This is a genomic window from Pelagibacterium montanilacus (genome assembly GCF_003992665.1).
GTDB lineage: Bacteria > Pseudomonadota > Alphaproteobacteria > Rhizobiales > Devosiaceae > Pelagibacterium > Pelagibacterium montanilacus.
Genome location: NZ_RZMX01000025.1, coordinates 18,981 through 41,997 on the forward strand (window position 1 = coordinate 18,981; position 23,017 = coordinate 41,997).

Below are 23,017 nucleotides of genomic sequence, written 5' to 3' on the forward strand. Positions count from 1 at the left end.
GACCGGTCGAGATTAAGCCGCCCGGGCTATCTGGCCAGCACTGCCCTGCAGGCCTGAACCGTGTCGATGAGGCCGGCAAACCCGGTCGTGGGAAAGCTGTTGGAGGTGCCTGCGACCTCGAAGGTGAAGGTACCGCCGGCCGCGAAGTCAAACAGCAGCGTATCGAGGTCCTGCTCCGAGAGCATCAGCCTCACCCCGTTCACCGCTGGGGCCGCACTGACATCCACGCGGAGCCCCGATACCCCCGACGGCAGGTTCAACACGGCATCGAGCATTCCCTCGAGATCGGCGAACCGATCATCGCCCACCGCAAGGAGCGAGAAGTCCTCTGCGATGGTGAAATTCATCATCGGACGCTGCTCGCCGAACCAGATCATGCAATAGGGGCTGCCATCGGCAAACTGCGAGGGCTCCCAATTCGCCTTCCATTCATCGGCCGAGGCCGGCGCGACAAAGCTCACAGCAGCAAATGCGAAGCCGCCCAGTATCAATCCTCTGTTCATCGCCGGAGGTCTCCTTTCAGCGTGGGCTCAAAGGCTAGGCTTCTGGTTCAAGGGCGCACACCCCCGGTTCCGGGGTGCGGGAAGGCGCGCATCATGGGCTAGAGCTCTGATTTTTCGCGTTTCCGAACCGGAAAAGTGTTTCCACTTTTTCTGGACACGCTCCAAGCGCGCGGCGGGAAACGAAAAAGGCCGGGCGCTGCCGCCCGGCCTTCTTTGATCGATCACTGGTTCTGCCAGCGCTATTCGGCCGCTTCGCGACCCGCCGTCAGGAAGGCCGGCAGCTCGGACGGACCGGCATCGGCCTCTGCGGTATCGTCGGCCTTGGGGCGCCGGGTCCGGCGAGCCCTTTTAGGCTTTTCCCCATCGGCGGCGCCTTCGGCGGCCGGCGCTGCGTCGGCAGCCGGCGTCTCGGCTTCGGTCGATTCGGCAGCCTCGCGGGTCTTGCGCGGCCTGCGTTGGCGCTGCACGCGACGGGGCTGCTCACCGCCATCCTCGTTCTCGCCATCATCGCTATTGGACTGGCCGCGTGCGGAGTCTCCCGCTTCGGACTTTTCGGACCGGTCGGACCGCTCGCCACGCTCTGTGTTCTGCGCGCGGGGATTGTCCTGACGGGACTGCTCCTGTTCCTGCTGCTGGTCTTCGTCATCGTCGTTCTGATCCTGCCGCTGGGGCAGCTGGGCCTGGGCCGAGAGGATGATGCGATTGTAATGTTCTGCGTGCTGGAGATAATTCTCTCCCATCACGTTATCGCCGGAAGCGGCTGCGTCGCGCGCAAGCTGGGTGTACTTCTCGGCGATGTGAGCAGCGTTGCCGCGAATCTTCACATCCGGACCGTTGCTCTCATAGTTGCGCGAAAGGGGATTACCGCCACCGCCGCGCCGACCGCTATTGTTGTTATTGTTGTTGTTCCGGCCGCGCGAGCGCTGCTTGTTGTTCTGCTGGTTTGGTCTCATCTGCTCACTTCAATACGTTACGTGAGATAGTGAAGGTCTCTCCGCCGACATCGGGCGGCTGGAAACGACACCTCCGTCACGATCCCAACCCGGATCGCGCTGCGCCGATCGCTCTCTCTGGTTTCACCAAAAAGGCCGCACTGGCACTCCGGTCCCTTGCTTGGCGGCAGGTCGTATCGAACCTGTTTCGCCGTGCGGCGCGTCCTTTGAAAAAAGTCCGCCAATGTTCGGGTGGGCTCCATCGCCGCCCATCTCGAGGGTGGCGTCAGCGAGGGCAACCTAACCGCTTCTGCCGTCCTTTCCAAGAAAAATCTTGAACGTGACGGCCCGGACGGCTCGCGCTGTCCCTTGCTCATGCCACACTAGCATGCACCACGCGCGCATGGCCCGCGAGATCGCGCCCGATCATTGCAGGCCCGAAGCCCGCCAGTTCGAACATCTGCTTGACCATATCGGGCTGATCATGGCCGATTTCAACGCCAAGCGCGCCGCCGGCCCGCAAATGGGCCGGTGCCTCGCCCAGGATGACCCGATAGGGAACCAGCCCCATCTCGCCCCCGTCGAGCGCGAGCCTGGGGTCGAAATCGCGCACGCCCGGATCGAGCGTCTCGATCACCTCGGGCGCGATATAGGGTGGGTTCGAAACGATGAGATCGAACCGCTCGTCCGGCGCCAGAGCGCCATACCATGCCCCTGCCCGCAGCTCGAACCGATCGGCCAACCCCAGCGCCCGGCCATTGGCCTCTGCCTGAGCAAGAGCGCCTTGTGCGATATCGGTGCCGACCGCGCGGGCCTCTGGCAGATTGGCCAGCAGCGCCAGCGCGATGCACCCGGTGCCCGTCCCGAGATCGAGAATGCGCGGCGCGGCCAGGCCCTTGAGCCGGGCAATGCCCCAGTCCACCAGCATCTCGGTTTCGGGGCGCGGAATCAGCGTGTCGGCGTTGAGCCCGAAGTCCAGCCCGTAAAATTCCTGCGCACCGCGGATGCGGGCCACCGGCTCACCGACAAGGCGGCGAGCGACAAGGGCTTCAAGTTCGGCGGCTTTACACCCAGGAAACGGAACAGTGTCCGAAGCGACAAGTCCGGTGGCATCGAGCGCGAGAACTTGACGCACCAGCAATTGTGCATCGAGCGCTGCCGTGAGATTGCCCGCGGCCATCAAATCGTCCCGCACAGTACGCCATACCCGCCCGATGCTCGGCACTCCAGAATGCATGGCTCGTCCTTTATTCGGCCCGGTTTGGAGCAAATGATGAAAGCGTCATTTCAATCGGCAGATCAAAACGACCCATGACCACACCGATGAGCGCACCATGGCAAGCCAACCGCTGGCGCCCTTTTGTCTGGACCGGACTTGTTGTTCTTCTCGCTGTACCGCTGATCGCCATGCAGTTTACCAGCGAGGTCGATTGGGACATTTTCGACTTCCTTTTCGCAGCCATTTTACTGGCAACGGTCGGGATCGCATTTGAATTTTCTGCACGGATGAAATCGGGCTTGCGGCCCAAACTTGCAGCCATGGCGCTGGTCATCGGCCTTGTCCTGATAATCTGGGCACACGCCGCCGTGGGGATCGTTTAGCCCCCTTGCTCCATTGCCAGAAGCTGGGCGGCCTGGTTCTCGGTGATCAGCGCCTCGATGATCTCGTCGAGCGCTTCGCCGGTGATGATCTGGGGCAGTTTGTAAAGCGTCAGATTGATCCGGTGATCGGTCACCCGCCCCTGGGGAAAATTATAGGTCCGGATACGTTCGGACCTGTCGCCAGACCCCACCTGGGTCTTGCGGCTTTCCGCTCGTTCGGAGGAGGCCCTGCTCTCCTGCTCGTCATAGAGCCGGGCCCGTAGCACCTTCATGGCATTGGCCCTGTTCTGGTGCTGGGATTTCTCCGCCGACGTCACGACGATGCCGCTGGGAATATGGGTGATGCGCACCGCCGAGTCGGTGGTGTTGACGTGCTGGCCGCCGGCCCCCGAGGCGCGCATGGTGTCGATGCGGATGTCCTCGGGCCGGATCTCGATGTCGATGTCCTCGACTTCGGGCAACACCGCCACCGTGGCCGCCGAGGTATGGATGCGGCCCGACCCTTCGGTCTCGGGCACACGCTGAACCCGGTGTACCCCCGATTCGTATTTGAGCCGCGCGAACACCCCGGTCCCCGCGATCTGGGCGATGATTTCCTTGTACCCGCCCGCGTCGCCCTCGGAGGTTTCCATCACGGTCACCTTCCAGCCCTGGGTTTCGGCAAACCGCTGGTACATGCGGAAGAGATCGCCCGCAAACAGCGCCGCCTCGTCCCCGCCGGTGCCGGCGCGCACCTCGAGAATGGCGTTCTTCTCGTCGGCGGCGTCCCTGGGCAGCAGCAGAACGCGAATCTCCTGGGTCAGCGCTTCGATCTGCTCCTTGAGCGCGCTCATTTCCGCATAAGCGAGCTCGGCCATCTCCCGGTCGCCCGCTTCGTAGAGCTCCTCTGCCCCGGCAAGGTCCGAAAGCGCGGTCTTGTAGACGCGAATCTTTTCGACCATGGGCGAGAGCTCGGCATACTCCTTGGACAGGCGCACATAGGCCTCGGGATCGGGGCCGGCCGACATGGCGTGCTCGATCGATTCGAACCGGCGTTCGAGGGCATCGAGCTTGTCATTGGGAAGTCCGGCCATCGCCTCACCCCTTTGTTGAACGCCAAAAAACTGGTTTGCTAAAAGGTCAGCCGCTGGGCCGCTGCAAGTTCGGTCAGCATGGCGCGCGCCTGCGTGCCGTCGCCCGGCCCTTCGAGATAGGCGTCCATCGCCTCGCGGATCGGCCCCAGATCGACGCCCAGGATCATTTCCTTGACCGGCCCGATCGAGGAGGCCCCCATCGAAAGCCGGGTCATGCCCACAGAGAGCAGCGCCAGGGCCTCGATCGGCCGGCCGGCCAGCTCCCCGCACATGGTCAATGGGCGCTGGTGCTCGCGAGCCGCGTCCACGATCGTCTTGAGCGCCCTGAGCCTGGGCCTTCCGATCGCGTCATAGGACCGCGATACCCGAGGGTTGGCCCGGTCGGCCGCCGTCAGGAACTGGATGAGGTCGTTGGACCCGATCGAGACGAAATCGGTCTCGGGCAGCAATGCGTCGAGCTCGAACAGCAGCGAGGGCACCTCGATCATCGCGCCGATCTCGAGGGTCTCGGGCACCGACGCCCCGAGCCGGACCAGGCGCTCGACCTCGCGCATGATGAAGCGCTTGACCTTCATGAACTCGACCGTCTCGGTGACCATGGGGACGAGCAGCTTGAGCGGCCGGCCCGCCGCCGCCTGGAGCAGTGCGCGCACCTGGGTGCGCAAAAGCCCGGGGCGATCGAGCGCAAGGCGCAGCGAGCGCCAGCCCATCGCCGGGTTTTCCTCGGCCATCGAGCGCATGTAGGGGATGACCTTGTCGCCCCCGATATCGAGCAGCCTGAAGACGATCGGCCTGCCGCCCGCCCGGCGCATGGCGTCCGAATACAGCTCGATCTGCTCGGTGATCCTGGGCATTTTCGAGGCGATCATGAACTGCAGCTCGGTGCGGAACAGTCCGAACCCGTCCGCTCCGGTTTCCTCGATGGCGTCCATGTCCGCCAGAAGGCCCGAATTGTGCAGAAGCGATATGCGCACCCCGTCGCGCGTGACCGGAACCTTGTCCTTGAGCGCCGCGTAATGGGCACGCCGCTTGGCCGAAAGCCGGACCTTGTCGATGTAGATCGCCTCGAGATCGGGCGAGGGGCGCACATGCACGGCCCCCGTGAACCCGTCCACGATGATCTCGTCCCCGTCCTCGCACACCGAAACGATGTTGTTGGTCTGGCCCACGGCCACCAGCCCCACCGAACGCGCGACGATCGCCACATGCGCGGTTGCCGCGCCGTCCTCGAGCACCACCGCGCGCAGGCGCGTGCGGTCGTATTCGAGCAGTTCGGCCGGCCCCATGTTGCGCGCGACCAGAATTGCGTTCTCCGGCATGTCCTTGCCATGTGCGCCCGCGCCGTTCCCGGTCAGGATTCGCAACAGCCTGTTGGCCAGATCGTCGAGATCGTGAAGCCTGTCGCGCAGATAGGGATCGGTCTGGCGCATCATGCGCGCGCGCGTGTCGTTCTGCACGCGCTCGACCGCCGCTTCGGCGGTAAGCCCGGAATCGATCGCTTCGCCCAGCCGCCGCGCCCAGCCCCTGTCATGGGCGAACATGCGGTAGCTCTCAAGGATGTCCCGGTGATCGGACGCGATCTGCATGTCGCCTGAATTGAGCATGTCGTCGATCGAGACCTGCATGGTGCGCAGGGCCGATTCAAGCCGGGCTTTTTCAGCGTCCGTATCGTCGGCAACAAAATTGGTCACCACCACGCGCGGATCGTGCAGCACCACCTTGCCCAGTGCGATGCCTTCAGAAAACGCCGCGCCCTCGAAGGTGCGCGGGCGGCGCAGGTCAATATCCGAGCCCGGCTTGATCAGGGCATCGAAATCGGAGGTCGAGATCATCTCGGCGAGAATGGTCGCCGTGGTCAGCAGCGCCTCGGTCTCGTCTTCCCCGTAGATCCGCTGCTCGGCGTTCTGGACGACGAGGACCCCGAGCGTATTGCCCGCCCTCAGGACCGGCACGCCCAGGAACGAGGAATAGGGATCTTCGCCCGTTTCCGGGCGGTATGCGAAGGCCGGGTGCGCGGGAGCGTTGGTGAGCCTGAGCGGTTCGGCCTCGGCCGCGATCAGGCCCACGAGGCCCTCGCCGAGCCTCAGGGTGGTGACGTGCACAGATTCGGGCTTGAGCCCGTGGGTTGCGAAAAGCTCGAGCGCGCTGTCGTCGCGCAGGACATAGAACGAGCACACGTCCGCGCGCATGTTCTCGGCGATCAGATCGACGATCTTGTCGAGCCGCTCCTGGCTGCCCAGGGGCTCGGCCATCGTCTCGCGCAACTGGCGCAAAAGAATGCGCGGTCCGCCAATTGCTGTCACCATTGCCGCCCGGCGGCTCTTTCGGCCGCCCCTCTTTGCAGGGTCGGGCTGGAGCTGCCGTCAGTCTCCAGCCTTGTCCAGACCGTAATAGGTATGGAGGGCCCGCACTGCAAGCTCCGCATATTCTTCCTCGATCAGCACGGAGGTCTTGATCTCGGACGTGGTGATGAGCTGGATGTTGATTCCCTTGTCCGCCAGCGCGCGGAACATGGACGAGGCAACGCCCGCATGGCTGCGCATGCCCACCCCGATCACCGAGATCTTGGCCCCGCCCTTGGACCCGCTGATCGACTCATAGGTCAGCCCGGGCGCGTTCCGGAGCACCGATATCGCCTTGTCGAATTCCCCGTCGGGGATCGTGAAGGTGATGTCGGTGCTCTTTCCGTCCTCGGAAATGTTCTGCACGATCATGTCCACCACGATATGGGCGTCGGCCAGCGGCCCGAAGACGGCGGCCGCGATTCCGGGCCTGTCCTCGACCTTTCTCAAGGTGATCTTGGCCTCCGCCTTGGCCAGGGTGACGCCCGATACGATCTGCTTTTCCATGATCTCGTCCTCATCGCACACAAGCGTGCCCGTCTGACCCCATTCCGATCCTTCAGCGTCGGGCGCCTCTGGATCATCAAAGCTCGAGCGCACCACCAGCCGCACCCCCTGGGCCATGGCCAGTTCGACCGATCGGGTCTGGAGCACCTTGGCCCCCAGCGATGCCATCTCGAGCATTTCCTCAAAGCTGATCCGCGAGAGCCGGCGCGCCTTGGGCGCAATACGCGGGTCGGTGGTGTAGACCCCGTCCACGTCGGTATAGATGTCGCACCGGTCGGCCTTGACCGCCGCGGCGACCGCCACCGCGCTCGTATCCGATCCTCCGCGCCCCAGCGTCGTGATCCGGCCCTTGCCCGATACGCCCTGGAACCCGGTGACGACCGGCACCCAGCCGCCGGTGAGCCGGCCATCGAGATTGTCGGGATCGACCCCGGTGATCCGGGCCGAGCCGTGGGTGTCGTCGGTGTGGATCGGCACCTGCCAGCCCGCATAGGACCGGGACTGGATACCCATATCCTGGAGCACGATCGACATCAGCCCGGCCGTGACCTGCTCGCCCGAGGCGACCACCGCGTCGTATTCGCGCGCGTCGTGCATGGATGCCGCGTCCCGGCACCAGCCCACGAGCTCATTGGTCTTGCCGGCCATGGCCGAGACCACGACGGCGACCTGGTTGCCCGCATCGACCTCGCGTTTGACATGGCGCGCCGCATGCCGGATGCGGTCGATACTGGCGACGGAGGTGCCGCCGAACTTCATAACGATGCGCGCCATAAACGCTTGTCCCCGACTGCCGGCGCGACAGCAACCCTGCCGCGAATTTCGCGCGTGTGAGTGCCATATTGCGCACCTTCTGGCAATAAGTCCTTGGTGACGCCCGCCCCGGGTGCGACGTCGCTACGCTTGACTTGCCCGCTCCGGGCGGCAACCTGACCGGAACGGTTTCCCTGCGCTTGAAAGGCGTTTTCATGTCCCGCTCAACGATCGACGCCGACGAGATCGGAAAATTCCAGAAGATGGCCGACCAGTGGTGGGACGAAACCGGCAAGTTCGCCCCGCTGCACAAGATCGGCCCTGTCCGGCTCGACTATATCCGCGAGCACGCACTGGCGCGGTTCGGACGCGACGGCTCGGCGATGCGCCCCTTCGAGGGCCTGCGCCTGCTCGACATCGGCTGCGGGGGCGGGCTGTTGTGCGAGCCCATGACACGGCTTGGGGCAGATGTGGTGGGCGCTGATGCAGGCGAGACCAACATCAAGGTGGCCGCGCTCCATGCCGAGCAGTCCGGGCTCGAGATCGACTACCGCACCACCACCGCCGAGGCGCTCGCCGGGGCGGGCGAGCGCTTTGACATCGTGCTCAACATGGAAGTGGTCGAGCACGTGGCCGACGTCTCGCTCTATATGGAAAGCTGCGCTTCCATGGTGCGCCCCGGCGGGCTGATGATCGTCTCGACGATCAACCGCACCGCCCGGGCCTGGGCCCTCGCCATCGTCGCCGCCGAGCGCGTGCTGCGCTGGCTCCCCAGGGGCACTCACCAGTACGAAAAGCTCGTCACCCCCGACGAGCTCAAGTGCGCAGCGGCGCGCAACGGGCTCGACGTGCTCGACATCTCGGGCATGAGCTTTAACCCGCTCACCAATCGCTGGAGCCGCACGCGCGACACCGGGGTCAACTACATGATGGCCATGCGCAAGCCGGCGGCTTGACGCGCTTTCAGTTGTGCTCGTCGGGCAGGCTCGGCAGTGGCACGAATTCGATCCCGTCCTCGAGCAGCGAAGCGACCTCGTCACGCGAGGCCTCGCCATAGATGCCGCGGGCCTCGGCCTCCTCGAAATGGATCCGGCGCGCCTCCTCGGCGAACCGGTCGCCCACATAATCGGCCTTGGATGTGACCGCCTCGCGCAGCTTGCGCAGCATCTCGATATGCCGCGCGCGGTCGGGATGGCCGGCGGAAAGCGAAACCGTCTCGTCCTTGCGCGCCACGGCGGGCGCCATCAGCGTTTTGTCCACCGCCCCCGATCCGCAGACCGGGCAGGTCAGGACGCCCTTGGCCTTCTGCTCGTCGAATGCCAGGGCGTTTCGGAACCAGGCATCGAAGCCATGGCCCTTCTCGCAGGCGAGTGCATAACTGATCACGCCGAAACTCTCCGATCCGGTGCCGCATCGAAAGGCTTGTGATCGACCTCGACCATGAAATCACGCCCATTGGCCAGCGCCGGCACCCGCTGGTGCGCCGAGGCCACCGCCCCCAGATCGATCTCGGCGCTCACAAGGCCCGGCGCGTCGCCATCGGCCCGCGCCACCACCTCGCCCCAGGGCGCCACGATCATCGAGCGGCCATAGGTCGACCGCCCGTTCTCATGGGTCCCGCCCTGTGCGGCGGCAATCACATAGCACCCGGTCTCGATCGCCCGGGCCCGCAACAGAACCTCCCAATGGGCCTCGCCCGTCGGGACCGTAAAGGCGGCAGGAACACTCAGCACCTGCGCGCCGGCCTGTGCAAGTGCCCGGTAGAGCGCGGCAAAGCGCAGATCATAGCAGATGGAAAATCCCAGCGCGAAACCGGGCGCCGTGGTCACGACCGCCGTCTCGCCACCGCGATAGGTGGCGCTTTCCCTGTAGGCGTTCTGCCCGGGAAGATCTGCATCGAACAGATGGATCTTGTCATAGCGGGCGGCGATCGCGCCATCGGGCGCAAAAAGCAGCGAGCGATTGGCAAACCGCCCGTCATCGAGGGCCACGGCCATCGACCCCACATGCAGCCATATCCCCGCCGCGCGCGCGATTTCGGCCAGCCGTGCACTGGCCGCGCCTCCCGCCTCGGGTTCGGCGCGCTCGACGAGCATCGCCCTGTTCTCGGCGAACACCACGCTCATCTCCGGGGTCAGCACATAGCCGGCCCCGTCCGCCGCCGCGCGGGAGACGAACCCCTCGAGCGCGTCGAGATTGGCCTCGGGATCGACGCCCGAACGCATCTGGACGATGGCTGCATGTCGGATATCGGTCATGTCAATTGGCCAGAAGAGCGTCCAGCTTGCCCTGGCGATCAAGGGCGGCGATATCGTCATAGCCGCCCAGATGCGTGTCCCCGACAAAGATCTGGGGCACGGTCCGCTGGCCGTTGGCGCGCTGGGTCATGGCCGCCCGCAGATCGGGATCGAGAACCACGATCTCCTCGAACGCCACGTTCTTGCCCCCAAGCAGCGCCTTGGCCGCGTGGCAATAGGGACAGGTTGGGGTGGTATAGATTTCGACCTTCTTCATTTCCCATTTTCCTCTTGCACCCGAAGGGCCGGCGCTTGGCGAACCGGGGCCTTCTATACTGTCATATCGTCGTCAAAGACAACGCGGGCGAAGCTGAGCACGTCCACCGCCTCGAATCCGGCGCGCTGCACGGCCTTGGCAACCGCGGCAACCGTCGCGCCGGTGGTGACCACGTCATCGATGATCACGATCCGGCGCCCACGATGGCGCTGGGCCCTTTCGGGCCGAACCGCGAATGCGCCCTGCACATTGGTTTGCCGCTGGCGGGCCGAGAGCCCGACCTGCCGGGCGGTGTTGCGCCGTCTCCAGACCAGATCGGTATCGAGCGCCACGTTTGCAAGCCCGGCGATCACATGGGCCAGCTCGCTCGACTGGTTGTAGCGGCGCAGGAACTGCCGCCCGCGATGGAGCGGCACCGGCACGAGAAGGGCATCGGGGCCGACCAGTTCATGGCCGGCGCCCGCCATCAGCCGCCCGCACAATCGCGCGATCTCGGGTCGGTCCGAATATTTCATGCGCGCCACGATCGCCCGAGCGATATCGTTATAGGCCACCGCGGCCCGCGCCCGGTCGAAGGGGGGCGGGTTGGCGATCGCCTGGGGAGAGGTCGCGCCCGCTCCCATGTCGGCGGCAAACGGCAGCCCCAGAATCGGGCAAAGCGGCGCGGTGATCGGCTCGAGCTGCCGCCAGCACTCCGGGCACAGGGCATCGGGGCCCCCGATAGCCTCCCCGCAGGCGGTGCATACCGGCGGAAACGCAAAGTCGAGCAGCGACCGCCCGAGCCGACCGACCAGCCCCGAGCCGGCTCCCCGTTCTTTGACAATGCCCCCTTCGATCTCCATAACCGCGATATTCGCACGAGCCCGCCAACCGCGCCAGCACGGCCTGCCCCATGCCTCCGATGCCAACAATATTTGATCGCGACCTCATTGCTGCCCGCTTGGCGCGGCGCCGGGGCGAGGACGATTTCATTACGCGCCTCGTGCTCGACGATCTCAACGAGCGGCTCGCCGCGGTGACCCGCCCCTTCGCGCACGCCCTGATCCTGGGCCCCGATCCTGGCCTGCTGCCGATTGAGGGGCGGTCCGCCGCCGGAGACTTCTCCTTTGTCCGCGCCTCGACGCTTCTCCAGGCTCCCGGGTGCCCGCGCGTCGATCCCGATCATCCCGTCCTTGAGGGGGACGATCACGATCTCATTGTCTCTGTGCTCGATCTGCAGGTGGTCAACGACGTGCCGGCCTTTCTGGCCGGACTGCGGCGCCATCTCGCTCCCGACGGGCTGCTGATCGCGGCCGCCATCGGCGGACGCTCGCTTACGGAAATGCGCGAAGCCTTTCTCGCCGCCGACACCGAAGTGACCGGCGGCGCGTCCCCCCGGGTCGCCCCCATGATCGATGTGCGTGATGCGGGCCGGCTGCTCCAGGGCGCCGGGCTCGCCCTTCCGGTGGCGGACCTTGAAACTCACACGGTGCGCTACAGCAGCCCGATGGCGCTCTTTACCGAGCTGCGCGCCCTTGGCGCCTCAAATCCGCTGATCGATCGGGCGCCGCGCCCCATGACGCGCACCCTGCTCCTGCGCGCGGCAGAGCTTTATGCCGAGCGCCATTCTGACCCCGACGGACGGGTCCGGGCGACCCTCGAAATCCTCTGGATGTCGGGCTGGGCGCCCCACGACAGCCAGCAGAAGCCGTTAAAACCCGGCTCCGCCCAGACCAGCCTGCGCGACGTCCTTGGCGACAAGGCCCGCAACAGCTAAAGCTTCCAAGGCAGCCGATGCGCCCACGGCAGCCGCTCAGAGCAGGTCGATCAGCGGGGCGATCAGCGGCTCGTCCGCAGCCGGCATGGGGTAGTCGCGCAGCGCGGTGGGCCGCACCCATTTGAGTGCTGTGTGCTCGGAGGGTCTGGGCGTCCCGCTCCACTTGCGGCACACATACAGCGGCATCAGAAGGTGGAAGTCGTCATAGTCATGGCTGGCAAAGCTCAGGGGCGCCAGACACGCCGCGGCGGTATCGATGCCCAATTCCTCGGAAAGCTCCCGGATCAGCGCCGCCTCGGGCGTCTCACCGGGCTCGACCTTTCCGCCGGGAAACTCCCAGAGCCCGGCCATGGCCTTGCCCAGGGGCCGCTGGGCGATCAGGACGCGCCGGTCGGCATCGACCAGCGCGCAGGCCACCACCAGAACCAGCTTTGCGCTCACGAGCGATAGCTGCCGTTGATGTCGATATAGCCATGGGTGAGGTCGCAGGTGTAGACCACCGCAGCGCCGTCCCCCAGCCCGATGTCCACAGCGATCTCGAGGTCCTGGCCCTTCATGTAGGCGCTGGTCGCCTCCTCGGAATAGTCGGCCACGCGCATGCCGGCGCGGGCAACCACGATGTCCCCGAAGGCGATCTCGAGCCGATCCCGGTCGGCCGGCTCGCCCGCCTTGCCCACTGCCATCACCACCCGGCCCCAATTGGCGTCTTCGCCCGCCACCGCGGTCTTGACCAGCGGGGAATCGGCAATGGCGCGCGCAATGCGCCCAGCGCTCGCCTCGGTGGACGCGCCGCGCACCCGCACGGTCACGAACTTGGTTGCCCCCTCCCCGTCGCGCACCACCTGCATGGCGAGATCGAACAGCACCGCCCCGAGCGCATCGCCGAGCGCCCTGCCGCGCGCATCGTCGGCCACGGTGATTTCGGCGATATCGGCCTTGCCCGTCGCGAAGGCCAGAAGCGTGTCGGACGTCGAGGTATCGCTGTCGACGGTGATCGCATTGAAGCTGGTCTGGTTGTGCCGGGCAACGAGCGTCTGGAGCGCATCCTGAGCCACCGGGGCGTCGGTGAAAACGAAGCTGAGCATGGTCGCCATGTCCGGCGCGATCATGCCCGATCCCTTGGCGATGCCCGAGATGGTCACCGGCACGCCGTCGATCTCCACCGTCCGGCTGGCCAGCTTGGGGAAGGTGTCGGTGGTCATGATCGCCTTGGCCGGCTCCATCCAGGGGCCGTCCTTGAGCCCACCGGCCATTTCCTCGAGAACCCCGTCGAACTTGCGCGCGTCCAGCGGCTCGCCGATCACCCCGGTCGAGGCCAGAAAGACCTCTCCGGGCGCACACCCCACCGCACGCGCCGCGATCTCGGCCGTCAGCGTTACCGCCTCCTGGCCGCGCGCGCCGGTAAAGGCATTGGCATTGCCCGAATTGACCACCAGCGCCCGAGCCGTGCCGCCTTTGAGCGCATCCCGGCACCAGTCCACCGCAGCCGAGGGGCAAAGCGAGCGCGTGAGCACCCCCGCCACTGTGGTGCCCGGGTCCAAGACGGCCAGCAGCACGTCGGTGCGGCCCTTGTACCTTATGCCCGCTTCCGCGGTCGCAAAGCGCACGCCGGCGACCGGCGGGGGCACGTCATAGGTGGATGGAGCGAGCGGGGAAACAGGAAGGGGCATGGCGCGCGACCTCTTGGGACGTCTGGATCGGGTGATGGCCGTCCATGTGCCTCAGGACCGGCCCGGCGCGCAAGGGCCCTATTTGCGGGGCGGCACGAGGAGCACCCGCCTGAAGCGGGCGAGGATGGTCGGGATCAGGAAATAGACCATGATCGAAACCATGAGCGGAGCGACGACCAGCGTGACCGCCCAGATCGGCCAGCCCTGAGTGAAGGGCAGAACCAGATAAAGCAGGACCGTGATCAGCGGATAGACCCCCAGCAGGGTAAGCGCGAACTGCCTGTGGCGCGAGATCACCATCGGCGGGGATTCGGAATGAGGCTGACCGGAACTATCCATGAAATGCGAACCGCGATGGCTGGAAACCAAACGGTCCGGGGCGCGATTGCCCCGAACCGGAAATCTTGAACGACGTCGCGCTGAGTGATCAGAGCCCGCCCTGCGCCTCGACTGCTGCGGCCAGTTCGGGATCGGAGATCTCGACATTGGCCTCTTCCTTGAGCGAGGAGACGATGGAATCGAAGTTCTCGTAGAGCACCTGCTGGGCGATCTGGGGCTGGAGCTGCTCGAGCGGGGGCGCGCTCGACACCCGGCGATCCTGCAGCTCGATGATGTGGAAGCCGAACTGGCTCTCGACGGGCTCCGACATCTGCCCGACCTCGAGCGCGAAGGCAGCCTGCTCGAACGGCTCGACCATCATACCAGTGCGGAACCAGCCCAGATCCCCGCCCTCGGCGGCGCTGCCGGTGTCGATGGAATACTCTGTGGCCGCCTCTTCGAAGGCCATCCCGCCTTCGAGCTCGGCGAGCACCTCCTGAGCCTCCTCGATGGTGGGCACGAGAATATGGCGTGCGCGCAGCTCGGGCTCGGGCTCGAACTCTGCGACCAGCTCCTCATAGGTCTCCTCGATGCGCTCGTCGGTCACCCCGGCTTCGATCACCTCCGAAAAGAAAGCGCGGCGCAGCGCCCGATCCTCGAGGTAGTCCAGCCGCCGTGCGAAGGTCTCGCTTTCGTCAAGCCCCTCGCCGCGTGCGGCATTGGCCATGACTTTCATGTCGATCAGCACGGTGAGAAGGAAGGCACGACGGTCGGCGGGCGGGACCTGCTGGAGGTCCTGGGCGAGGTCTTCGGCCGCATAAAGCAGGTCACCCTCGGTGATCTCCACACCACCGACGGTGGCCAGAATGGTGTCGGGCGAGCGGGTCTGTGCCGCTTCAGCCTCCTGGACCGCAGGAGCGGGTGCGGGCGTTTCGCCCTCCCCCTGCGCCATGGCCGGAGCGGCGAAAAGCGTGAGAGCGAAGGCAGCGGAGGCCATAAGGGCGTTTGGCCGCAGGCCGGTGCGCGGCGCAATTGAGATGGGCATGTGGGCTTTCTCCTTGGTGTGGTTCTGCCAAGCCCCCAATACTCGGCGCTAGGCCTCCTAACCGGGGTTTGGGGCCTTTTCGCGCTGGTTTCGCCCATTTTGCCGACGTTGACAACCCTTGTGAGCGCTCTTACATCTTCGTCGCGCTATCCCCGCGCCTTATTGGCCCGCGCCCCCCAAGAGCCTTATCGGGCCCGGGATCGCAGCCGCTCTGGGCGTGACCGGCAACAGGATCTAAGGATACAGTCCCCATGGCATTCGCTGCGCTAGCCCGAAAGATTTTCGGCTCGTCCAACGACAGGCGCGTGCGCCGCTACCAGCCCGATGTCGACGCCATAAACGCACTGGAAAGCGAGTTCGAAGCGCTTTCGGACGATCAGTTGCGCGAAAAGACGGTCGAATTCCGCAGCCAGCTCGCGGACGGCAAATCGCTCGCAAGCCTAATCGTACCGGCATTCGCCACGGTGCGCGAAGCGTCCAAGCGCGTCCTCGGGCTTCGCCATTTCGATGTGCAGCTGATCGGCGGCATGGTGCTCAACGAGCATTCGATCACCGAGATGCGGACCGGCGAGGGCAAAACCCTCGTGGCCACGCTCGCCGCCTATCTCAACGCGCTCGAGGCCAAGGGCGTCCACGTGGTCACGGTCAACGACTATTTGGCCCGCCGCGACGCCGATTGGATGGGTCAGATCTACCGCTTCCTCGGGCTCACGGTCGGCGTGATCGTCCCCGGGCTTTCGGACCCCGAACGCAAGGCAGCCTACGACGCCGACATCACCTACGGCACCAACAACGAGTTCGGCTTCGACTATCTGCGCGACAACATGAAGTACAGCCGCGCCCAGATGGTCCAGCGCGGACACAATTACGCGATCGTCGACGAGGTGGACTCGATCCTGATCGACGAGGCGCGCACCCCGCTCATCATCTCGGGCCCGTCCCAGGACCGGTCCGAACTCTACAAGCAGATCGACAAATACATCCCTCTGCTCGGGGAAGACGATTACAGCGTCGACGAGAAGCACCGCGCCGCCAGCCTTACCGACGAAGGCATCGAAAAGCTCGAGGAGATCCTCACCCGCGACGGGGTGATCAAGGAGGGCTCGCTCTACGACATCGACAACGTCTCGGTGGTCCACCACCTCAATTCGGCCCTGCGCGCCCACAAGATCTTCCGGCGCGACAAGGACTATATCGTGCGCAACGACGAAGTTGTGATCATCGACGAGTTCACCGGCCGCATGATGGCCGGGCGCCGGTTCTCCGAGGGACTTCATCAGGCGCTAGAGGCCAAGGAAAACGTCAAGATCCAGCCCGAGAACCAGACCCTCGCCTCGATCACCTTCCAGAACTATTTCCGGCTCTACAAGAAGCTCTCGGGCATGACCGGCACCGCCGACACCGAGGCGTCCGAATTTGCCGACATCTACAAGCTCGAAGTCGTCACCGTCCCCACCAACGTGCCCATCGCGCGCCTGGACGAGGACGACGCGATCTACCGGACCGTCGATGAAAAGTTCAACGCCATCACACAGGCGGTGATCGACTGCCGCGAGCGCCGCCAGCCGGTCCTCGTGGGCACCACCTCGATCGAGCGCTCCGAAGTGCTGGCCGAGCACCTGCGCAACAAGGGCGTCAAGGACGTCCAGATCCTCAACGCCCGCTATCACGAGCAGGAAGCCTACATCATTTCCCAGGCCGGTGTGCCGGGCGCGATCACCATCGCCACCAACATGGCCGGCCGAGGCACCGACATCCAGCTCGGCGGTAATCTCGACATGCGCATCGCCAACGAGACCGAAGAACTCGAAGGGGAAGCACGCGAGGCCCGCATCGCCCAGATCAAGGCCGAGGTCGAAGAGCGCCGCGCCGAAGCCAAGGCCGCCGGTGGGCTGATGGTCGTGGGCACCGAGCGCCACGAAAGCCGCCGCATCGACAACCAGTTGCGCGGTCGGTCCGGCCGCCAGGGCGACCCCGGGCGCTCCAAGTTCTTCGTCTCGCTTCAGGACGATCTGATGCGCCGGTTCTTCCCCGAGCGCATGGAAAAGATTCTGACATCGCTGGGACTCAAGGACGGCGAAGCGATTTCCGATGGGCTGGTCACCAAAGCCATCGAGCGCGCCCAGACCCGCGTCGAGGCGCACAATTTCGACATCCGCAAGAACATCCTCAAATACGACGACGTGATGAACGATCAGCGCAAGGTGATCTTCGAGCAGCGTCTCGAGCTGATGGATGACGACAACGTGTCCGACACCATCGCCGACATGCGCCACGACGTGGTGGATTCGGTGATCGCCAAATCGTGCCCGGACAAATCCTTCCCCGAACAGTGGAATGTCGAGCAGCTCACCGAAGCCTGCCGCACCTATCTGGGCATCACGCCCCCGATCGCCCAGTGGGTGGACGAGGAAGGCATGGACATCGAGGTTCTGCGCGAGCGGCTGGTCAATGCCGCCGACCAGTTCGCCGCTGCCAAGACAGCCCGGGTCGGCTCCGACACCATGCGCCAGATCGAGAAGTCGATCATCCTGCAGTCCATCGACGGGCTCTGGCGCGATCACCTCGTGACCCTCGACCATCTTTCCAAGGTCATCGCCTGGCGCGGCCTTGCCCAGCGCGATCCGCTCAACGAGTACAAGCAGGAAGCCTTCGAGCTGTTCTCCCAGCTCCTGACCAATCTGCGCGAGCTCGTCACCACCCAGATGAGCCATTTCGAGCTGCAGGTCCGCCAGCCTGAGCCCCAGGCTCCCGATCCCGCACAGCTGCGCGCCTCGCACGTCAATCCCCAGACCGGCGAGCAGGAAGTGGCCGGAGGCAGCCAGCCCCAGGGCTCGGCGGCCCCGCTCACCCAGGAGCAGCTTGCCACCACCCGCAGGAACGACCCCTGCCCCTGCGGTTCGGGCAAGAAGTTCAAGCACTGCCACGGCGCATACTGAGCCTGTTTGCCTGGTCGGCGCCCCTGGCGCCGAACATTTCGCTCGCGGGTGAGGGAACGCGTCGGACCATCTGCGCATTTGCGCACGATCGACCGGGTGCATGGGGGCACGATTGACCTACGAACAGATCATGCTCTTCGTGCTCCTCGGGCTCGTGCTCGTCGGCCTCTTGTGGGGCAAATGGCGCTATGACCTCGTGGCTTTCGCCGCCCTGATCGCCGGCGTCGTCCTCGGGGTCGTGCCCGCCGACACGGCCTTTTCCGGCTTCGGCAACGACGCCACGATCATCATCGCCCTCGTGCTTGTGGTCACCGCCGGGCTTTCGCGCTCGGGCGCGGTCGACCTGATCACCCGCTTTGCCGTTGATCGCGATCGGCCTTTGCCGCTCCACATTTCGGCCATGGGCGGCATCGGCGCCCTGTTTTCCGGGTTCATGAACAATGTGGCGGCGCTCGCCATCCTGATGCCCGTCGATATACAGGCCGCGCAGAAGGCCGGACGGTCACCGGCCGCATCGCTGATGCCTCTGGCCTACGCGACGATCCTGGGCGGCATGATCACGCTGATCGGCACTCCCCCCAACATCATCATCGCGGCCTATCGCGAACGGGCTCTGGGCGCGCCCTTCACCATGTTCGACTTCACCCCCGTGGGCCTGCTGTGCGCGCTGGCGGGCATCGCGTTCATCGGGCTCGTGGGCTGGCGGCTCATCCCCATGCGCGACAAGGGCAAGGGCATGGGCGCCGAGCTGCGCGCCTCGGCCAGCTACACCACCGAGCTCGTGGTCGGCGAGAATTCCAAGGCCCGCGGCCAGCGTCTGCGTGAACTCGATCCCACCGCGGAAGAACATGACTGCGCCATCGTGGGGCTGGTGCGGCGCAACAAGCGCCTGCCGGGGCGGGCCCGCTGGGAAAAGGTCCGCAAGAGCGACTTGCTGGTGGTCCAGGGCGGCACTGAATCGATCACCGCCTTTGCCGGGGCGCTGGGGCTCGATCTTCAGGGCAAGTCCGGCGAGAGCGTCGAGCTCTCGACCGAGCTCAAGATGGTCGAAGCCGTGGTGGCTGCCGATTCGCCCGTGGTGGGTCGCCGGGCCAACGACGTGCGCGTCATGCAGCGCAATGGCGTGGTCATGCTCGGGCTCTCCCGCCGCGGACGGGTCCTCACCGAACGCGTGCGCCGGATTGCGCTCGAAGTCGGCGACGTGATGCTCCTGCTGGGCCATCAGGATTCCATTGAGGACGTGATCGCGCGCATGGACTGCCTGCCCGTGGCCTCCTCGCCGGCCATCATCCAGCATCGCAAGGCCTGGGCCGCGATCGCCATGTTTGCCGCCGCTGTCGGCGTGGGCGCCTTCGGCCTCATCCCGCTCACCGTGGCCCTGGGCGCCGTCGCCATCTGTTACGTGGTCTTCGACATCCTGCCCATGCGCGAGATCTACACGTCGATCGAATGGCCGGTCGTGGTGCTGCTGGGCTCGCTGCTGCCCGTGGGACTGGCGCTCGAGACTTCGGGCGGCACCCAGGTGGTCGCCGAGGCCCTTGCCGCCGCCAGCCAGTCGCTGCCCGCCTGGGTGGCTCTGACCATCGTGCTGGTCTTTACCATGTTCCTTTCGGACGTGCTCAACAACGCCGCCACGGCAGTGATCCTGGCGCCCATTTCGGTCGGGCTCGCTCAGATCATCGGGGCCAACCCGGATGCATTCCTCATGGCCGTGGCCATCGGCGCGAGTTGCGCTTTCCTCACGCCCATCGGGCACAACAACAATGCTCTGATCATGGGCCCGGGCGGGTATCAATTCGGGGATTACTGGCGGATGGGACTACCGCTCGAGGCCATCATCGTGGCCGTGGCCGTCCCGGCCATCATGGTTTTCTGGCCGCTATAGCCTCGCCGATCCCCGCCTGCAGGCTCGCCTTGTCGTAAGGCTTGCCCACGCGCGGCGCATCGGCATGAATCACGGGGAAGTCCACGCCCTCTGTATAGCCTGAGGCAAAGACCAGAGGCACGCCCTTCTCCACGAGCACGTCCGCGATCGCAAAGCTTGTCTCCGAGCCCAGATTGACGTCGAGCACGGCAAAGCCGAAATCCCTGTGCGAAATGAGCTTGAGCGCCTGGTCCACGTTCGAGCACAGGCTCACTTCCCTGAACCCCATGTCCCCCAGAATCGCTTCGCAATCCATGGCGATGATGATGTTGTCCTCGACCAGCAGAACCGGCCCCTCGATCGCCTGGATCGACGCCCTGTCCGCGGTCGCGGCCCGGACGGCGCCCTTTTCCGAGCGCTCGGGCGCGTCGGCCACATGCTCGGGTGCGATCTCGAACTTGGCGGTCAGCCCTTCGAGCCGAAAATCCATATCCACACTTCCTCCCAAATCGTGGGTGACCGACCGTTCGATGACCAGTGTCCCAAAGCCCTGCCGATCGGGCGCCTTGACCGGGGGGCCGTCCCGCTCGACCCAGTCGATGCTCACGCCGCCATATTCGGTCAGCGCGATGGTGACCGTCACCCGGCCGCGCCTGTCGCACAACGCCCCGTATTTCGCGGAATTGGTCGTGAGCTCGTGCATGACCAGCGCAAGCGCCGAGAAGGCCTGCGGCTTGAGCCCTACATCGGGCCCCTTGACCGAAACCCGCCCGGCCTTGTCGGCCAGATAGGCGGCCGTTTCGTTGTCGATCAATTCGTGCAGCGATCCGGCCGACCATTGCTTTTGGGTGAGCTGGTCGTGAGCCCGGGCCAGGGCCTGCACGCGTTCATCGAGCGTCTGGACGAACTCTTCGGTCGTCCGGGCCGGATTGCGCACCTGCTTGATCAGGCCCCGGATCAGCCCCAGAATGTTGCGCACCCTGTGATTGAGTTCGGCGATCAACAGATCCTGGCGCTGCTGGGCGGCCTTGCGCTCGGTCTCGATCAAATCTGTGTGCTTGAGCACGACTTCCAGAAGCGTCACCCGCAGCGCGTCGGCAAGCCGGATCTGGCTGGCCTGCCAGGGTTCGCTCTGGCCCTTGACCTCGGTCTGCCAGGCTTCAAAGCTCTTGCGCGGCGTCAGCCGCTCGCCATTGGGCCCCAGTGAGACTGGCTTTTCAGGATTGCCCGCCCAATTGACTGTCCGCACCACTTCCTTGCGGAAGAACACGAGATAGTCTCGCGGCCGGCGTGATATGGGAATGGCCAGCAGCCCCGAGGCCAGCGGCGCGAACTCGGCTGCCGGCGGAAACACGCTCGAAAGGTTGTGGGTCGCATAGATCGAATTGGACGTGGTGCGATTGAGGAAATTGACCAGCGTATCGAACTGGGCGCGCGTGGGCGTGGACTGCCAGAGCTCGACTTCCCCGTCCACCACCATGCCGATGCCATTGCAGTCCACCAGCGCACACATCTCCTCAAACATCGCCGAAAGCTGGGAGACGGGGCCCTGATCGGGTTCCGGACCCACGCTGCGCAGCACCTTGTGGTGGAAGTCGTGAGCCCGCTGCTCGGCCTCGATCTCGGCGTCCCGGATGCGGGCGTCGAGCGCAAGCGAGAACATCTGGCCCACCAGCTCGGCGCCCGTGCGAACGGGAAAGGGCACCCGCCGCGCCGACATGTGATGGCAGGCCACCAGCCCCCAGAGCTGCCCGCGCACCACAATCGAGACCGACATGGAGGCGCCCACGCCCATGTTCTTGAGATACTCGATATGGATCGGGGAGACCGAACGCAGAACCGAGGTCGAAAGGTCGATCGGCATGCCGTCGGGACTGAATTCGGGGATGATGGGGATCGATTCCCCATGCACGTCGGCAATCACCCGTATCAGGTTGCGCTTGTAGAGTTCGCGGGCCTGCCGGGGGATGTCGGAAGCGGGATAGCGCAGGCCCAGAAAGGGCTCGAGATCGGCGCGCTTGGCCTCCGCGACAACCTCCCCGCCCTCGTCATGCATGAACTTGTAGACCATCACCCGGTCGAAACCGGTCAGCGCCTTGATGAGGCGGGCACCCGCCTGACAGACCTGATCGGTGGTCCGCGCGCCCTGCAGGCGGCTCACGATGCGGCGCACCATGGAATCATTGTTGCCCGCACCGGGCTGGGCCGGCTCGCATTCGATGACCACCAGCGAACCCGACACGTGCACCGCCACGTCGCAGAGGCGCCCGTCCTCGATCAGGCGCAGCCCGAAGGCGCGCTCCACATCGTCGGGGCCCACCAGATACTGGACGTGGTTGCGCACCGCGTGCACGAAGTCCGAATGTGCGCTGGCGCTCAGCGGCATGCCGATCATGTCCTCGGGCCGGACGCCGAACCACCCCTGGGCGTTCTCGGACACATACTGGACGATCCAGTCATGCGACACAGCAACCAGCACGCCGAAGGCCTGGATCTTGCCCAACCTGTGGATGGGTTCGCGGTCGCAATTGGTAAGATCGACTTTTGTGGGGACTGTGTGCTGGTTCATTATCCGACCGAAGCGAGAGCGGCGCGCGAGGGGAAGGGTGCCGACCCTGCAAAGAGTTTGAAGACCGCGTTGGCCGCGGCGATGGCTGCCGCCATCTCCGCGCCCGACAGGCGGGCCGCATCCAGTGCGGCGACGAAGCGCGGCCAGAGATTGGTGTATCGGCCGTGCGAAAGGAACGAGGATGCAGACTGCGAGAGCGTTTCGGGAACCGCGCGCGCCAGCATCTTGCCCCCGAGCCGTGACCCTTCGAGCACATAGGCTATGCCCCAAAGCGCACCGACATTGTGTTCGGGCGCATCCAGACCGCTGGCATTGGAAAGGGACGCGGCAAGGGCGGGCTGGGCAAGCTCGAGCTGGCAGAGATCGCTCGCGAGCGCGTCACGACGGCTGCGCTCGGACCAGTCGGTGAGCAGCATGCCCACGCCATTGCTTTCCAGATGGCGCTCAAGCGCAGGTACGAGACCTGCCTGCCAGAGCAGGAAGTCGCAATACCGCGATCGGCTGGACAGATCGATATCGAGTGCATCGAGTTGTCCATGCATGTGAGTGGTGGCGGCCCGAAGGGCCATTCTGTTGCTCATCGCGCCTTTATCTCGAGCGCCCCCACGCTGAACACTATGGGGATTCGGC

The 23,017-nt window shown here is 65.3% G+C and carries 21 protein-coding genes; 5 read left to right on the plus strand and 16 right to left on the minus strand.

The features are described 5' to 3' along the window. Positions 1–26 precede the first annotated feature (26 nt). The 3 genes from EO136_RS09000 to prmC form a co-directional block, all read right to left on the minus strand. Positions 27–503, minus strand: a complete 477-nt coding sequence (locus EO136_RS09000) for a hypothetical protein (protein WP_127144108.1) — start codon at positions 501–503, stop codon at positions 27–29. A gap of 239 nt (positions 504–742) precedes the next feature. Continuing rightward, the gene (locus tag EO136_RS09005) at positions 743–1,456 is read right to left on the minus strand and encodes a DUF4167 domain-containing protein (protein ID WP_127144109.1); all 714 of its coding nucleotides are present in this window, start codon (positions 1,454–1,456) and stop codon (positions 743–745) included. A gap of 352 nt (positions 1,457–1,808) precedes the next feature. Next, positions 1,809–2,672: a peptide chain release factor N(5)-glutamine methyltransferase gene (prmC, locus tag EO136_RS09010; protein ID WP_127144110.1), complete on the minus strand. Its 864-nt coding sequence runs from the start codon at positions 2,670–2,672 to the stop codon at positions 1,809–1,811. A gap of 74 nt (positions 2,673–2,746) precedes the next feature. Between prmC and EO136_RS09015 the strand changes: the two genes are divergently transcribed. Continuing rightward, on the plus strand, positions 2,747–3,037 hold the full coding sequence (locus tag EO136_RS09015; protein WP_127144111.1) for a hypothetical protein: 291 nt from the start codon (positions 2,747–2,749) through the stop codon (positions 3,035–3,037). Here the strand turns inward: EO136_RS09015 and prfA are convergent. From prfA to EO136_RS09030, 3 genes are read right to left on the minus strand one after another with little or no spacing between them, the layout of a single operon-like run. Then, the gene (gene prfA / locus EO136_RS09020) at positions 3,034–4,110 is read right to left on the minus strand and encodes a peptide chain release factor 1 (RefSeq protein ID WP_127144112.1); all 1,077 of its coding nucleotides are present in this window, start codon (positions 4,108–4,110) and stop codon (positions 3,034–3,036) included. The genes EO136_RS09015 and prfA overlap by 4 nt on opposite strands. A gap of 38 nt (positions 4,111–4,148) precedes the next feature. Next, positions 4,149–6,416 carry a phosphoenolpyruvate--protein phosphotransferase gene (gene ptsP, locus EO136_RS09025; RefSeq protein WP_127144113.1) on the minus strand — a complete coding sequence of 756 codons (2,268 nt, stop codon included), beginning with the start codon at positions 6,414–6,416 and terminating at the stop codon, positions 4,149–4,151. Between the two features lie 57 nt (positions 6,417–6,473). Further along, positions 6,474–7,733: an aspartate kinase gene (locus EO136_RS09030; RefSeq protein ID WP_127144114.1), complete on the minus strand. Its 1,260-nt coding sequence runs from the start codon at positions 7,731–7,733 to the stop codon at positions 6,474–6,476. A 194-nt stretch (positions 7,734–7,927) separates the two neighbouring features. On the opposite strand from EO136_RS09030, the gene ubiG reads away from it, so the two are divergent. Next, positions 7,928–8,668: a bifunctional 2-polyprenyl-6-hydroxyphenol methylase/3-demethylubiquinol 3-O-methyltransferase UbiG gene (gene ubiG, locus EO136_RS09035; protein ID WP_127144115.1), complete on the plus strand. Its 741-nt coding sequence runs from the start codon at positions 7,928–7,930 to the stop codon at positions 8,666–8,668. 7 nt (positions 8,669–8,675) lie between these two features. Here the strand turns inward: ubiG and EO136_RS09040 are convergent, their stop codons facing one another. From EO136_RS09040 to EO136_RS09055, 4 genes are read right to left on the minus strand one after another with little or no spacing between them, the layout of a single operon-like run. Then, a complete protein-coding gene (locus EO136_RS09040; RefSeq protein WP_127144116.1) occupies positions 8,676–9,098 on the minus strand; it encodes a DUF1178 family protein in 423 nt (140 codons plus the stop codon). After that, positions 9,095–9,970 carry a carbon-nitrogen hydrolase family protein gene (locus EO136_RS09045; RefSeq protein ID WP_127144117.1) on the minus strand — a complete coding sequence of 292 codons (876 nt, stop codon included), beginning with the start codon at positions 9,968–9,970 and terminating at the stop codon, positions 9,095–9,097. The genes EO136_RS09040 and EO136_RS09045 overlap by 4 nt, the downstream gene beginning before the upstream one ends. Before the next feature lies 1 nt (position 9,971). Further along, positions 9,972–10,226 carry a glutaredoxin 3 gene (gene grxC / locus EO136_RS09050; protein WP_127144118.1) on the minus strand — a complete coding sequence of 85 codons (255 nt, stop codon included), beginning with the start codon at positions 10,224–10,226 and terminating at the stop codon, positions 9,972–9,974. 53 nt (positions 10,227–10,279) lie between these two features. Further along, the gene (locus tag EO136_RS09055; RefSeq protein ID WP_127144119.1) at positions 10,280–11,068 is read right to left on the minus strand and encodes a ComF family protein; all 789 of its coding nucleotides are present in this window, start codon (positions 11,066–11,068) and stop codon (positions 10,280–10,282) included. A gap of 50 nt (positions 11,069–11,118) precedes the next feature. Here EO136_RS09055 and EO136_RS09060 point away from each other — a divergent pair, with 50 nt between their 5' ends. Further along, the gene (locus EO136_RS09060; RefSeq protein ID WP_127144120.1) at positions 11,119–11,982 is read left to right on the plus strand and encodes a malonyl-ACP O-methyltransferase BioC; all 864 of its coding nucleotides are present in this window, start codon (positions 11,119–11,121) and stop codon (positions 11,980–11,982) included. 36 nt (positions 11,983–12,018) lie between these two features. Here EO136_RS09060 and EO136_RS09065 read toward each other — a convergent pair whose 3' ends face one another. The 4 genes from EO136_RS09065 to EO136_RS09080 form a co-directional block, all read right to left on the minus strand. Continuing rightward, entirely contained in the window at positions 12,019–12,423 is a 405-nt protein-coding gene (locus tag EO136_RS09065) for a (deoxy)nucleoside triphosphate pyrophosphohydrolase (protein WP_127144121.1), read from the minus strand. Beyond that, on the minus strand, positions 12,420–13,652 hold the full coding sequence (argJ, locus tag EO136_RS09070; protein ID WP_127144122.1) for a bifunctional glutamate N-acetyltransferase/amino-acid acetyltransferase ArgJ: 1,233 nt from the start codon (positions 13,650–13,652) through the stop codon (positions 12,420–12,422). The genes EO136_RS09065 and argJ overlap by 4 nt, the downstream gene beginning before the upstream one ends. A 78-nt stretch (positions 13,653–13,730) precedes the next feature. Beyond that, the gene (locus tag EO136_RS09075) at positions 13,731–13,991 is read right to left on the minus strand and encodes a putative antibiotic biosynthesis monooxygenase (protein WP_246018308.1); all 261 of its coding nucleotides are present in this window, start codon (positions 13,989–13,991) and stop codon (positions 13,731–13,733) included. A gap of 88 nt (positions 13,992–14,079) precedes the next feature. Then, positions 14,080–15,015: a peptidylprolyl isomerase gene (locus tag EO136_RS09080; RefSeq protein WP_127144123.1), complete on the minus strand. Its 936-nt coding sequence runs from the start codon at positions 15,013–15,015 to the stop codon at positions 14,080–14,082. Between the two features lie 251 nt (positions 15,016–15,266). On the opposite strand from EO136_RS09080, the gene secA reads away from it, so the two are divergent. Continuing rightward, complete coding sequence (secA, locus tag EO136_RS09085; RefSeq protein WP_127144124.1) at positions 15,267–17,954, plus strand: preprotein translocase subunit SecA; 2,688 nt, start codon at positions 15,267–15,269, stop codon at positions 17,952–17,954. 112 nt (positions 17,955–18,066) lie between these two features. Then, the gene (locus EO136_RS09090) at positions 18,067–19,839 is read left to right on the plus strand and encodes an SLC13 family permease (protein WP_127144125.1); all 1,773 of its coding nucleotides are present in this window, start codon (positions 18,067–18,069) and stop codon (positions 19,837–19,839) included. Here EO136_RS09090 and EO136_RS09095 read toward each other — a convergent pair. Both EO136_RS09095 and EO136_RS09100 read right to left on the minus strand, forming a co-directional pair. Beyond that, positions 19,817–22,387, minus strand: coding sequence for an HWE histidine kinase domain-containing protein (locus EO136_RS09095; protein ID WP_127144126.1), 2,571 nt, complete (start codon positions 22,385–22,387; stop codon positions 19,817–19,819). The two genes, EO136_RS09090 and EO136_RS09095, sit on opposite strands and share 23 nt — an antisense overlap. After that, positions 22,387–22,956 carry a biliverdin-producing heme oxygenase gene (locus EO136_RS09100; protein ID WP_246018309.1) on the minus strand — a complete coding sequence of 190 codons (570 nt, stop codon included), beginning with the start codon at positions 22,954–22,956 and terminating at the stop codon, positions 22,387–22,389. The genes EO136_RS09095 and EO136_RS09100 overlap by 1 nt, the downstream gene beginning before the upstream one ends. Between the last annotated feature and the right edge of the window lie 61 nt (positions 22,957–23,017).

Bases quoted from the DNA above. Each gene is read 5' to 3' on its own strand.
- EO136_RS09000 (WP_127144108.1), bottom strand. From the start codon at position 503: ATGAACAGAGGATTGATACTGGGCGGCTTCGCATTTGCTGCTGTGAGC.
- EO136_RS09005 (WP_127144109.1), bottom strand. From the start codon at position 1,456: ATGAGACCAAACCAGCAGAACAACAAGCAGCGCTCGCGCGGCCGGAAC.
- prmC (WP_127144110.1), bottom strand. From the start codon at position 2,672: ATGCATTCTGGAGTGCCGAGCATCGGGCGGGTATGGCGTACTGTGCGG.
- EO136_RS09015 (WP_127144111.1), top strand. From the start codon at position 2,747: ATGACCACACCGATGAGCGCACCATGGCAAGCCAACCGCTGGCGCCCT.
- prfA (WP_127144112.1), bottom strand. From the start codon at position 4,110: ATGGCCGGACTTCCCAATGACAAGCTCGATGCCCTCGAACGCCGGTTC.
- ptsP (WP_127144113.1), bottom strand. From the start codon at position 6,416: ATGGTGACAGCAATTGGCGGACCGCGCATTCTTTTGCGCCAGTTGCGC.
- EO136_RS09030 (WP_127144114.1), bottom strand. From the start codon at position 7,733: ATGGCGCGCATCGTTATGAAGTTCGGCGGCACCTCCGTCGCCAGTATC.
- ubiG (WP_127144115.1), top strand. From the start codon at position 7,928: ATGTCCCGCTCAACGATCGACGCCGACGAGATCGGAAAATTCCAGAAG.
- EO136_RS09045 (WP_127144117.1), bottom strand. From the start codon at position 9,970: ATGACCGATATCCGACATGCAGCCATCGTCCAGATGCGTTCGGGCGTC.
- grxC (WP_127144118.1), bottom strand. From the start codon at position 10,226: ATGAAGAAGGTCGAAATCTATACCACCCCAACCTGTCCCTATTGCCAC.
- EO136_RS09055 (WP_127144119.1), bottom strand. From the start codon at position 11,068: ATGGAGATCGAAGGGGGCATTGTCAAAGAACGGGGAGCCGGCTCGGGG.
- EO136_RS09060 (WP_127144120.1), top strand. From the start codon at position 11,119: ATGCCTCCGATGCCAACAATATTTGATCGCGACCTCATTGCTGCCCGC.
- argJ (WP_127144122.1), bottom strand. From the start codon at position 13,652: ATGCCCCTTCCTGTTTCCCCGCTCGCTCCATCCACCTATGACGTGCCC.
- EO136_RS09075 (WP_246018308.1), bottom strand. From the start codon at position 13,991: ATGGATAGTTCCGGTCAGCCTCATTCCGAATCCCCGCCGATGGTGATC.
- EO136_RS09080 (WP_127144123.1), bottom strand. From the start codon at position 15,015: ATGCCCATCTCAATTGCGCCGCGCACCGGCCTGCGGCCAAACGCCCTT.
- secA (WP_127144124.1), top strand. From the start codon at position 15,267: ATGGCATTCGCTGCGCTAGCCCGAAAGATTTTCGGCTCGTCCAACGAC.
- EO136_RS09095 (WP_127144126.1), bottom strand. From the start codon at position 22,387: ATGAACCAGCACACAGTCCCCACAAAAGTCGATCTTACCAATTGCGAC.
- EO136_RS09100 (WP_246018309.1), bottom strand. From the start codon at position 22,956: ATGGCCCTTCGGGCCGCCACCACTCACATGCATGGACAACTCGATGCA.